Genomic DNA, 12,537 nt, shown 5'->3' with positions numbered 1-12,537 from the left:
TCAGCCCAGTTCGACTTCTTTTCTTTCACCTTTGTCAAATATCATGATGGTTCGGTAGCCCACCTCTTTGGCAAGGGCTACCGCCTGATCATAGTCGCATCCGACATGTTCAGGGATATGGGCATCCGATGATAGTACAATCGGCACTCCTTTTTGATGGCACATCTGCAAAAGGCGTTTATCGGGATATAGTTCGCCAACAGGCTTTCGGAGTCCTGCGGTACTGATCTCCACACATGTTTTTGAATTGGCCAGTGCCGTTGTTGCCCTATCATATTGGGCCAAGAGAAATTCCTCTTCTTTTGGAACATATTTAAATATTTTCACAAGATCAAGATGTCCGATGATATCAAAGAGATTTGACTCGGCTAGGGTTACGACCTGGTCAAAGTACTTTTCATATACTTCATATGTATCCCTTCTGTCCCACTCTTTCCTGAACTCCGCAAGATCTATTCCAAAATCACCCACCCAATGGATGGAACCAATCACATAATCAAAAGGATAGGATTCGATGAACTTTTGCATTTCCTTATGCTTTCCTGGTGTATAATCCATTTCAATGCTGAATTTTAAATGGTGCCCCTTGTTCCATGCTTGCTTGAACAGACCATAGTAGTCCTCCATATCATAGAAACGGCGTTCCTCCACCCAAGGGTTGCTCAGGATATCCTTTGTTTGGTAAAAATGATAGGCATGCTCGGATATTCCCAATTCTTCAATTCCGTTCAACTTAGCCACTTCGATAAATTTCTCCAGGTAATCCAGTGTCAATGTTCCTCTTTCCAAATGGTTGTGATAATCGGTCAGCATTGCTCGTCCCTCCAATCGGTTTCAACCATTATACTATGGATCACGGAGGAAATGTCTCTTTTCTAAATCTTGATGATAAATTAATAAATATATACTTTAAATGTAGCCCGTTGATTTCCGCTGCGCACACAAGATTCCCCGGGGACGGATGGGAGCCTCCACTTCGCCTGTGGGGTCTCCCATGCCCTCTACTTTCCCGCAGGAGTCAAGTGTCCTCCGCTCCAATCAACTCAGTGGTTTAAAAATATTTGCAGTTAGGAAGAGTCCCAATCGCTACTGAAACGAAAAGTTAAGATAAAATGCAATTTTTGATCCTTTAGTAAGTAAGGCAAATTTCTTACTATGAGTCACCCCCTGTTGGTTGGAGTGGAGGGTGTGAGACTCCTGCGGGAGCAGCGTGTCAAGGGAGACCCCGCAGGCGCAAAAGCGCCGAGGAGGCTCCCGAGGCCGCCCGCGGAAAGCGAACACCTGAAACGGAGACCAACAGGGTGTTTAATGTTGACACTTTATCTTTAGACCAGCACTATTCTTAAAGCATTAATCGTTAAAACAAGAACAAAAATAAATAGAGGCGCCAACAAGCGGGCGACCTCTGATCGTCTTTTATTGTGCTGTATATCCACCGTCCATCACAACTGCCTGACCTGTTACTCCCTTTGCTTTATCGCTAGCCAGGAAGAGGGCATAGTCTGCAATCTCATCCACAGTCAAAAGGCGCTGTTGAGGAACTAGTGGGTAAATGACCTGTTCCAGCACTTTTTCCAAAGGAATCTTTCTCGTATTTGCCAAATCCTGAAGCTGGTTTCTTACGAGAGGCGTATCCACATAGCCAGGGCATAGCGCATTGACGGTAATCCCTTCGGCAGCCCCCTCCAGAGCGGATACCTTTGTCAGACCGATAACCCCATGCTTGGCGCTGTTATAAGCAGCTTTCCCTGCAAACCCTATCAATCCGTTGATGGAAGACATATTGATGATGCGTCCAAATCCTTTTTCCTTCATTAGCGGGAACACATGCTTTGTTGCAAGGAATGGTGCGGTAAGCATGATTCTGATCAGCAGCTCGAACTTTTCTGTTGGAAACTCCTCAATCGGTGCTACATGCTGCATACCGGCATTGTTGATGAGAATATCCAACGAACCGAAATGTTCATGTGTATGACTGAGGGCAGATTTTACTTCTTCCTCATTGGTCACATCGCATTTGACGCCAATTACATCGTAACCTTTATCGGAAAGCTGCTTTGCCGCCTTTTGAACTCCTTCATCATTGATATCGGAGAGGGCCACCTTTGCTCCATTTTCTGCAAAACGTTCCCCCACCTCATATCCGATTCCCTGGGCTGCACCAGTTATAAAGACCACCTTATCCTGTACCATTTACTTTTCCTCCTTCATCTATATTACATAATGCCTATACTTGCCAAAATGATTGATACAATCAGTGCAATCGTGGGAACAAGAAGTGCCACTACCGCAATGTCCTTGTAAGAGTCTTTATGAGTCATCCCGGTTACTGAGAAGAGTGTCAGCAAAGCCCCATTATGCGGCAGGATCGATGCGCCTGAAGCTACGGCTGCAATACGATGAAAAGCCTCAGGGGACACGCCACTCGATTGGGCGAGCTGATAATACTGATCTCCCAAAGCTTCAAGTGCAATCCCCATTCCTCCAGATGCAGAACCCGTGATCATCGCCAGGACCTGTACGGCAATGGCTTCTGATATAAGAGGGTTGCCTTTGATTCCCAGCAGCAAATCGGTCATGGTCTCAAAGCCAGGCGCAGCAGTGACGACAGCACCAAACCCGACAGCCGCACTTGTATTGATTATGGCCATAACGGAGCCGGCAGCACCGCCATTGATCGCTCCGATAAACCTTTTATATTTTTTGATATTAAGCAGCATTATCGCAAGCGTCCCAACAATTAGGGAAGGAATGATGTCCCATTTCAAGAAGTTGAGTGTGACCACAACGATGATCAATGGGATAAATGAGAGTATCCAGTTCGGCAACTCATCCTTATTGACGGATTTTACTTCCTGATCTCCTTTCGGTTCATCAAACGTATCTCCTTTCTTTGTCAACCTGCCCTCTCGCCATTTCAGATAAAGATAGCCTCCAACTGCCATGATCAAGGCAGCAACGATTCCCATGATAGGAGCAGCAAGAGGAGTGGTCTTAAAATAAGGAATGGGAATCAGGTTCTGGATTTGTGGTGTTCCCGGCAATGCTGTCATGGTAAATGTGAAAGCACCCAGGGCAAATGTTCCAGGAAGCAGCTTGCGTGAGATGTCCGCCTCACGGAATAGTGCAATTGCGAGTGGGTAGATGGCGAATACCACTACAAACAGACTTACTCCACCATATGTCAATACAGCTGCCGCAATCAAAACTCCAAGGATAGCCCGTTTTTTACCGAGGATCCTTGTAATCCTATATGCAACAGACTGAGCAGCCCCCGTATCCTCCATCAGCTTTCCAAAAATCGCCCCTAGAAGAAAAACAGGAAACCATTTCTTTGCAAATTCTACAAATCCGGTCATATAGGTATCTGTATATGCAGGTAATAAATCCAGTCCGCTAAGCAGTGCCACTACGCCAGAAACAAGGGGTGCGATCCAGATGATCGACCAGCCGAAGTAGGCAAGCAGCATAAGCAGTGCAAGTCCAACGATGATACTTAACATAGACAACCTCCTAATAAAACATATAAAAATCCATAATTTAGCTTTTGCATTTATCTGTTTTATATGTAGAAGGTTTTTGAAAAATAGAAAAAAGCGTGCAGTCTGCACGCTTTTTATCGGGGATATGAAATTGGATTAGGTGCAAGAGGCACCTCGACAGCTTCATTTAGCGGGACATTCCCCACACTTCCGCTCTGGACGGTTTCAAAAACAACCTTTTTAAACCCGAACTCTTTTGCTGTCATCATCATAGCTTCCAAGGCGAAAATGGTCTCTTCCGTATTTTCGAGAATGCTCTCCGGAGAAAGCACTATCTTCACAAGATCATCCTCTGCTTGGAGGCTGGTGATTTCTATCGTTTTTGGTACCGAAGCTTCAATCCTGCTATCGGAATCCTGATCAGGAGCTGTTTTCATCGCCTTCATGGCCTCTTGGACGTCTACATAGTCCTTTTGGGACAGGACAAGAAATGTCGGACCATCCTGAGTGCCTTTGTATTTTAGATATGCTTTTTTCCTCAGCTTTTGCAAATCCTCCGGCCCATTCTTCACATCGCCAGCCATTTCAACGTTTTTACTGCTGCCATTGTTCGTATATTCCACCGTGGTAAAGTGCAAGCGAAATGTTTCGGCAACCTGATCGGCAAACGTAAAACTTTGAGTGCTCGAGTATCCTCTATATAGAGAACCCACTTCAATCTTTGCTTTCTTCGTTCCGTCCTCGTTTTCCTCAGCGGTGATTACAGCGCCATCATTAAGATGAGGGACGCTCAATCCTAATTTTTCATAATCCAGTTCGTAGCGGATTTTCTCCAGATCATTAATGTAAGACTCTTCATCTGTTTTTGGTACAACAACGGAAACCGGAAAACTGAATGCTCCATCATTGGACATGGCGTCCTTTGCAGACACTCCGATTGTGATGACATTTTCCGTTTCTTCCATCACACTGGATACCACAAAGGTCGGTTGTTCATCTGACAGTGCAGCGAAATCATTATCATCAGACTTTTCCGTATCATCCAATGCAACTTCTGATTCTTCGTTTGATTTCATTGCATCTTCATCTATACTTTGTATTCCAACGCTCTCTTTTTCAGCTATGCCCCCGGAATCATCCCGCTCGGCACTTTCCATGACGCCAGCCCTGTTTGAATGCTCTGATGCCTGATCCATAGAAGTATTGGAGCTGTTCATGTTCTGCAGGAATAAAGGTGAGATAATGGCAAAAATCAATATGGCGGCGGCCAATGCAAGCGCAGGCATCACGTTGAAGGAGCGCGGCTTCTTATTTAGCGCAACATGTACTTCTCTGAATATTTGTTTTGGGTCACGGTCATCTTTCACTCTCGGCATCTGCCGTAAAAGCTTTTCGAGTTGTTCTTCCTCCAAACGCTGTTTATGACGCATTACTGTTCCCCCCTTTCTCTTGGAGTTCTTCCATATGAGCCTTCAAAACTTTTAAAGCCCTATGTTGAGTCGTTTTCACCTTACTTTCCGTCCAACCCAATATTTGGGCTGTTTCTTGGATCGATAAGGCTTGTATGTACCGCAGGATTAAGACTAGACGGTGATCCATCTTACATTTATCCAGGCATCGGTACATTTGTTGAACCTGTTCATTTTGTAGTGCTATCTCTTCAGGCAGCGGTGCATGATCTTTCACCTGTTGTGTACTCCAGTCAAAAGTTTCAAGTAGTTTACTTTTCCAACCCTTCTGCTTCCGGAAAGAATCGATCGCAACGTGCTTGGCTATCGAAAACAGCCATGTTTTCTCACTGCTCTTCCCTTCAAACCGATCGTAAGAACGCAAAACCTTTATATAAACTTCTTGAACGAGGTCCTCGGCTTGCTCTTTGTTTTTTACCATATAAAATAAAAACTGAAAGACATCATGGTGATATTTTTCATAGAGCTCTTGAAAAACCGTATTCATCCTTTCCCTCCGTTCATTAGATTAGTCGTATACTATATTAAAAAAGTTACATTACAAATATATGACAAAAGTTACAGTTTGGCTATATTCTTTTAGGAATTTTTAGGAATTTATTCTCATCCATGATGCAGGACACTTTTATATGTAAAACAGAAGAATCACTCTATTTTGTTCCATTATAATGTAGGTACTGACTACTTAATAGGGGTCTTTCTGCACCTTTTTTGTTGTGATTTCCCGATTTTTGGGACAAGGTCTCAAAGAAGGACAAAGAAAAAGAAGCCCTTCTTAAAGGGCTCCCCTTCGTGCTCATTGAATCATATATGCCGCACGTTCCTTCAGCAGCCTCGATAATACCGGAAAGAGTACCATGAAAAATATCACATTCCCGATAGCATGGTTCACATCGAACGGGATGCCTGCAAGGTAATAGGGCCAAAAAAGCTTTCCTACTACCAAGCGTTCAAGTGACATGACAAAACCGTACAAAAGTCCACACAAGCCTGCATAGATTGCCAGTATGACAACGGGTGTCTTTTGAAACCATTTACCGATCAATCCGCTCATCAACCCGATGACCGACCATGCGATGATCTGAGTGATCGTCCAGGTGCCGCTTCCCAGTACCATATTGGTGGCAACCGTACTTCCTGCAGCGAGAATCAATCCTGTCACCGGTCCCATCCAAAAGGAGCAGATGATGATGATCGCCGTAACAGGCTGCACATTAGGGATAGAGGCGAATGCGATCCGCCCCACAACGCATAGAGCGATGAGCACTCCTAATAAAGCGAGCTTTTTAGTTGGCATTCCTTATTCCCACTTTGCATAGTCGAAGTGTACAACATCATCCGCCTTAAGCATATATTCTTTGGCACCGACCATGATTTCTTCTTCATTTACCTTATACGTCCAGAAATAGGATTTCGCTGTATCAGATTCAAGCCCATCAATACCTACGATAAACTCCTTGCTGTCATCCAAGGTCAATTCGAAGTTGCGTTCCATTACTTCCATCAATGATTCGCCTTCTTCAAATTCCACCGTTTTCTCGCTGATAGATTCTTCTCCATCCTTTGTAAGCTTGATGGTGGTTTCGAGTTGTTCTTGTTGCTCTTCTTTTGGGGCATCAGCAGCCGAGTTGCTGTTCGTACTATTTCCCCCAGTGCCACATCCTGCTAATGCAATTGTCAAAGCCGCAATCAGTGTTAATAAAAACTTTTTCATCTGTCTCATTTCCCCTTATGTATGTAATAGGCCAAGCAAAAAATGTCCCCTCTTGTTGTTAACTCTCCTCAGATCCAAATAAAAAACCTCATCCTGTATGGTGGATGAGGTGTAAACGGCAAAAAAAGCACGAACAAATAAACGCCGTCTCTCTCACTCAACCCCCGAAGCATTGAAACTAAGTTTAGACAATTGGCAGGTCTACTGACTCATGCTTCACCCTACTTTGAGCCTTCCCGTATGGCAACCTGATCTTTCAAGCCGGTCATACAGTGGTAATCTCATTTCGTCCACATTTACAGTTGCGGGGACAGTTTTGGTCTTGCACCAAATTCCCTTTTAAGTCACCGAGGTGACACCAACATCTTTAAACTATTCAGTTAACTAGTTTTCATATTACACAATATGCCGCTTGCTGACAAGAAAATGTTTCATAGTAAACAAGATTTTTCGCTAAGGTTAAACATATTAACTCATTGTTCGTGGAATAAACATGGAAAATGTCGTTCCTTCATTCCATTTTGAATGGACAGATATCTGTCCATTATGCGCCTCCACAATATTTTTTACAATGGCAAGCCCGAGGCCTGTCCCGGCTCTTCCCCTTGTCCGTGCTTTATCAGCTTTGTAGAATCTTTCAAAAACAAATGGAAGATCCTCTTCAGGAATACCGTGGCCAGAGTCCTTCACATCCATTTTAAGCCCCAGATCCGACAAATTGACGATAATCACTATTTGCCCGCCATTTTCTGTATGGCGGATCGCATTGTCAACCAGATTGGTCAGAACCTGTTCCATACGATCTACATCAAATGCAATCTTGCCCTGCCCTGTCATCTCGTAACTTAAGCTGATGTTCTTTTCTTTTGAAAGCACCTGAAACTTGCGGATGATTTTTTCCACAAATACTGCAACATTCGCTTGTTCATAGTTCAGTAAAATATGGCCAGCTTCCATTCTGGCAAGGTCAAGAAGGTCGTTGACGAGTCTTCCCATTCGAAGAGATTCATCATAAATGACAGAGGCAAGCTCTTTTTTCTCTTCATCAGTCCCGGCAATATCGTCGACGATTGCTTCACTATATCCCTGCAGCATGGATATCGGTGTCCGGAGCTCATGCGATACATTAGCGATAAAGTCCTTGCGGAGTTTATCGAGCCTTCTTTCTTCTGTCATATCCCGGATAACGGCAACTGCCCCGCGAATATATGTCTGACTGTATAGCGGACTCATCACGATTACCCAGGTGCGACCTTGATAGGTGAGCTCAATCGCCTGTTCCTTTTCAATGGAAACTGCCCGCTGGAACATATCCCGAACCTCTGAAGGAAGGTCTTCCCCATTGTCATTGCCTTCCTGGTAGAACCAGGCTTGCAAGAATCGTTCTGCAGGAGGATTGGAGACAAGGATCGTGCCGTCTCGGTTCAAGGTGATAACACCATCTGCCATCGAGCTTAAAATATTCGCCAAATGCTCCTTTTCCTGATTCAATGCATTAATATTGAATTTCAGCTGACGCCCCATCTGATTGAATGCCATCGCAAGCTCCCCGATTTCATCGTGTGTGAGCATCGGCAGCTTTGTATCAAACTTTCCACGTGCAATCTCAAATGCAGCTTCCCTCATTTTCCGGAGAGGTGCAGTTATTCTTGTAGATAGGAAGAATGCAAAAATCGTTGTAAGGAAAATGGCAAACCCTGCTGCGAGTAAAATGAGCTGTGTTGTCTGTTTCGTAGTTTCCTTGATGGCAAGCAAGGATTGGTAAATAAACACGGCCCCATCCTTGTTTTCATCCAGATGTAATGGAATCCCTACAATCATGATTTCCCCATACATCTCATCGTCTATATTAACATCGGATAAATAGGTTTTTTTCGTCACAATCGGCTGGTCCTCGAACACAAGGGACAGCTGTGGATCATCAAGAAAAAAGGAAGCGGGAAGATGACTGAGTGATTCGTTTGGGGAATGGCTATAGTCATCCTTTTCCGAAAACACTACCACCCTTGTCGCTTCATCCACCAGCTCCCAAGCGATGCTCATCGCCTGTTCACTATCTGCATGCTGCTCGAGAATAAGGGATATTTTCTTTGCATCCTTTGTCAATTCCTTTTCCGCTTCACTGACATGGTAATTTTCGAAGAACTCCAGTAACAGGATTGTCAGTACAAAAAGGACAAAGGAAACTAAAAGTAAAATGGTAAGCCAAAGCTTACCAACGACACTTTTCCAAATCATGAGTCACTGCCGACCTCGAACTTGTATCCGACGCCCCATACGGTCACAATCATTTTTGAAGCAGGCTCTGATACTTTATTCAGCTTTTCACGAAGGCGTTTTACATGCGTATCGACAGTCCGTAGATCCCCGAAGAACTCATATTGCCACACTTCTTTCAACAATTGTTCCCTGTCAAAAACTTTGTCGGGGGATTTTGCAAGAAAATAGAGAAGCTCATACTCTTTTGGAGTCAGGTTGACTTCATTGCCGTCAGATGTAACCCGGTGTGCATCATTGTCGATTGTTAGATGAGGAAACACGATGACATCCTTTGTCGTTGTTTCCGTTGTCAGGAAAGTGGTGGTGGATGATCTTCTGAGTAACGCCTTGACCCTGAGCACCACTTCCCTTGGGCTGAATGGTTTCACTATGTAGTCATCCGTTCCGACTTCAAACCCTTGTACGCGGTTGGTCTCTTCCCCTTTAGCAGTCAGCATAATGATAGGGGTAGCCTTCTTCTCACGAATTTCCTTGCATACCTCCATGCCGTCCATGCCTGGCATCATGATATCGAGTAGAATGACATCGTATTCATTTTCAAGTGCAAGCTCCAGTGCAGTGTGCCCATTGTCTGCTTCCTCGATTGTATAGTTCTCTCTTTCCAGATACATCCTCAACAGCCTTCTGATTCTATCTTCGTCGTCCACAACAAGAATATTTACGTTTTTCTCCATATGTTTTCCCCTCCTGGTATTGTTTCGATTCTTCAGGAAAAGCCTTCACATTGCTGTGAAGGCTCCATATTTTGCGTTACATAGCATACGAGTGCAAACCTGCGATAATTAAGTTGACGCCAATCAGATTGAATAGAATGATGGCAAAACCGATCAATGTAAGCCAGGCCGATTTTTCCCCTTCCCATCCTTTTGATAGGCGAAGGTGCAAGTAGGCCGCATAGAATAACCACGTAATGAGTGCCCATACTTCTTTTGGATCCCATGCCCAATATCTGGTCCAGGCAATCTGAGCCCAAATCGCTGCGAAAATCAGTCCGCCAAGGGTGAAGACCGGGAATCCGATCGTCACTGCACGATAGCTGATTTCATCAACCAATTCCAGGTTGACTTTTTTCACTGCAGGCTTTAATGCCTGTCCGATAGGTTTTCTAAGGATGAGTCGGAACAATCCGTATAACAATAAGCCTGCAAAAAGTGACCATATGACTGTATTCAATTTCAATGTGTTTACATATGCCGGCAGACTAACCAATGCATCCATTCTTCCGTCTGTCAGCAGTTCCCCTTCATGTGGCCCCACTAATGCAGGCAGATGATATTCGACATTGGCATCGGCACCCTTTTTGTCGATATAGGAGAATTCAGCCTGATACCCTGCAGCACCGAAACCGATGGATAAGAAAATGAATCCAAGGAAACAGATCAACGTATAGAGGGTCAACTCCAACGAGAATGTCTTTTTCCCCTTTTTTGTATAATCTACCACTTTTACAAGATAAATCAAACCTGCAGCAAAGCTGACTGATAAGATTGCTACCCCGAGCGCCACTGTGGAAACATGGATCGCAAGCCAATGGCTCTGTAAAGCCGGGATCAGCGGTGCGATGTCCCTTGGAAACATGCTGGCATAGGCAATCAATAACAATGCGATCGGCAGGGTGAAGACGCCTAGCGTACTAGTTTTATAGATGAAATAGATGACAATGAATGCCAATACAAGCATCATGCCAAAGAATGTCGTAAATTCAAACAGGTTGCTGACAGGTGCATGGCCACCAGCAATCCATCGTGTGATAAAGTAGCCTAATTGAGCGAGGAAGCCCAAAATAGTTATCGATATTCCTATTTTGGCTGCTTTACTGCTTTTCTTTGCACGAATTGCACCACCAAAAAAGGCGGTACCTATTAGATATAGGATAAATGCGGTATAAAGTAAATTACCACTGATCTGTGCCATTCGATGAACCTCCTATTCCTCCGCTTTCTCTTTCTTGCTTTCTTGCTGCTCTTGTTCCACTTGGTCGACCGGTATATCAATCGACGTTTCGTGGAGTGCTTTATTGATGTCGCCCTTTAGGCCGAACCAGTTTTTATTCGTATGTCCAGCAACCCAGATTTCATTCCCTCTCGTTTGCACCCAGACACGGCGATGGTTCCAATACATACCCTGTATCACACCAAGCATGAAGATGGCTCCACCAAGCCCCAGGATCCAAAGAGTATGGTCCTTACGAACTGTCAAACCTGAAACATTGCGTGTCTCGACACCTGCAAAGCTCATCTTGTTGATATTGGTCCCGTTCGGTTCTATGTTCTGCCGTATTGCCACAAGGCTGATTTCGCCTTCAGGTGTTTCAGGAGTGATCATACGGAATACAAAGGCTGGATTATCCGGCACCCTTGTCTTTGTTTTCGGCTCTCCGTCCTTCAGGATAAAGTCAGGGAAATAACTGACAAGCTCGATGGAATTGCCGTTCCCTAAATCATACTTCTTTTCAGGTTCATATAAGTCTACTTTGATTGTACCATAGACTTCCTGTGTTTCTTTATTTTCAAAATTGAAGCTCATGGCGCTGAATTCGTTCAGTTTGTAGTCAACTTGATAGAATGCAAAGGAATCATGCTTTAGTGGCTGATTCACCTTTACTGCATGCTCTTTCACTTTTTCAAGCTCCGGTTCTGCGCCAACCACGATGTCGCCTTTTCGCTCAAAGAGGACGGCATTCGTCTGGAAGTTGCTCGCAATCGCCCCTTCCCCCGCTCTGGAAATGGCAGACTCAAATACTTCATCAGAGGATTTGCTGTCATAAGTTTCAAAGACAAAGCCTTCACTCTTCATATAGTATTGCCCATCGGTACCAGGAATAAGCTTTGTCTCACCTTCGCGGACCCATAGCACTTCATCTATATACATGCCCGGGAAGAAACGCAGCATGGCCCCAATTAGGAAAATGATAAGTCCGATATGATTCACATAAGGGCCCCAGCGGGAAAAACGATTTTTCTCAGCCAATAGATTGCCATTTTCTTCACGTATCTTATATTTTCTATTTTTAAGGCCGGCTTTAACTTTTGCAAGTTCCGTATCCGGGTTTTCAACTGTCGTCTGTCCAAATACACGTTGACGCTTCAGGAAACTCTCATGTCTTGTAACCTTTTGGGTTTTCAACGCTTTGTATAATGGAACAAATCGATCAAGGCTAGCGATCACCAATGAGATCCCAAGTGCTGCAATCAGAAGCAAATACCACCATGAACCATACAAATCATGAAAACCAAGGGTATAATACATTTTCCCTGCAAATCCATGCTCCTGTTCATAGTATACTTCCGGAGGGATGTTTTGCGGTATGTAGCCTACTTGCGGGAAAATCGTGCCAAATGCCGATGAAACCAATAAAAGGACGATAATCCAGATCCCCACTTTAACAGAAGAAAAGAAATTCCATATTTTATCTATGATGGTTTTGTTATACGTCTGAGAACGCCTGGCACTGCCTTCATATTTCATATCCAGCAGTTTTTCCCGGCTCTTTTCATTCTCGGTCGGCTTTCCGCAAGCTTCACAAAGAATCGTGCCTTCCGGATTCAGATGTCCGCACTCACATTTTATATCCTTCATACGTAAAACTCCC

11 protein-coding genes and 1 riboswitch are annotated in these 12,537 nt (G+C 44.3%); all 11 genes read right to left on the bottom strand.

Annotated features, from left to right (window positions below):
• The 11 genes from JOC95_RS15470 to resB all read right to left on the bottom strand — a co-directional run bounded on the left by JOC95_RS15470 (position 1) and on the right by resB (position 12,524).
• Complete coding sequence (locus JOC95_RS15470) at positions 1 to 813, bottom strand: histidinol-phosphatase (protein WP_204418085.1); 813 nt, start codon at positions 811 to 813, stop codon at positions 1 to 3.
• Between the two features lie 603 nt (positions 814 to 1,416).
• Positions 1,417 to 2,193, bottom strand: coding sequence for a 3-hydroxybutyrate dehydrogenase (locus JOC95_RS15465; RefSeq protein ID WP_204418084.1), 777 nt, complete (start codon positions 2,191 to 2,193; stop codon positions 1,417 to 1,419).
• Between the two features lie 23 nt (positions 2,194 to 2,216).
• A complete protein-coding gene (locus JOC95_RS15460) occupies positions 2,217 to 3,503 on the bottom strand; it encodes a GntP family permease (protein WP_204418083.1) in 1,287 nt (428 codons plus the stop codon).
• Positions 3,504 to 3,616: 113 nt separating this feature from the next.
• Positions 3,617 to 4,912, bottom strand: coding sequence for a hypothetical protein (locus JOC95_RS15455; RefSeq protein WP_204418082.1), 1,296 nt, complete (start codon positions 4,910 to 4,912; stop codon positions 3,617 to 3,619).
• Positions 4,902 to 5,438 (bottom strand): RNA polymerase sigma factor SigX, encoded by a 537-nt coding sequence (sigX, locus tag JOC95_RS15450; RefSeq protein WP_204418081.1) that lies wholly within the window; start codon positions 5,436 to 5,438, stop codon positions 4,902 to 4,904. The genes JOC95_RS15455 and sigX overlap by 11 nt, the downstream gene beginning before the upstream one ends.
• A 309-nt stretch (positions 5,439 to 5,747) precedes the next feature.
• Positions 5,748 to 6,248, bottom strand: coding sequence for an ECF transporter S component (locus JOC95_RS15445; RefSeq protein WP_204418080.1), 501 nt, complete (start codon positions 6,246 to 6,248; stop codon positions 5,748 to 5,750).
• Positions 6,249 to 6,251: 3 nt separating this feature from the next.
• Positions 6,252 to 6,665 (bottom strand): DUF4430 domain-containing protein, encoded by a 414-nt coding sequence (locus JOC95_RS15440; protein WP_204418079.1) that lies wholly within the window; start codon positions 6,663 to 6,665, stop codon positions 6,252 to 6,254.
• 177 nt (positions 6,666 to 6,842) lie between these two features.
• Positions 6,843 to 7,043, bottom strand: a riboswitch (cobalamin riboswitch).
• 90 nt (positions 7,044 to 7,133) lie between these two features.
• Positions 7,134 to 8,903: an ATP-binding protein gene (locus JOC95_RS15435; RefSeq protein ID WP_204418078.1), complete on the bottom strand. Its 1,770-nt coding sequence runs from the start codon at positions 8,901 to 8,903 to the stop codon at positions 7,134 to 7,136.
• A complete protein-coding gene (locus JOC95_RS15430; protein WP_204418077.1) occupies positions 8,900 to 9,619 on the bottom strand; it encodes a response regulator transcription factor in 720 nt (239 codons plus the stop codon). Before JOC95_RS15430 ends, JOC95_RS15435 begins: the two co-directional genes overlap by 4 nt.
• A 76-nt stretch (positions 9,620 to 9,695) precedes the next feature.
• The gene (ccsB, locus tag JOC95_RS15425; RefSeq protein WP_204418076.1) at positions 9,696 to 10,859 is read right to left on the bottom strand and encodes a c-type cytochrome biogenesis protein CcsB; all 1,164 of its coding nucleotides are present in this window, start codon (positions 10,857 to 10,859) and stop codon (positions 9,696 to 9,698) included.
• Between the two features lie 12 nt (positions 10,860 to 10,871).
• Entirely contained in the window at positions 10,872 to 12,524 is a 1,653-nt protein-coding gene (resB, locus tag JOC95_RS15420) for a cytochrome c biogenesis protein ResB (protein WP_204418075.1), read from the bottom strand.
• Between the last annotated feature and the right edge of the window lie 13 nt (positions 12,525 to 12,537).

This window comes from Sutcliffiella tianshenii (genome assembly GCF_016908565.1).
GTDB classification, from domain to species: domain Bacteria; phylum Bacillota; class Bacilli; order Bacillales; family Bacillaceae_I; genus Sutcliffiella_A; species Sutcliffiella_A tianshenii.
Note: the sequence above shows the minus strand (reverse complement) of the source record. Positions and strands in the feature narration are given on the sequence as shown.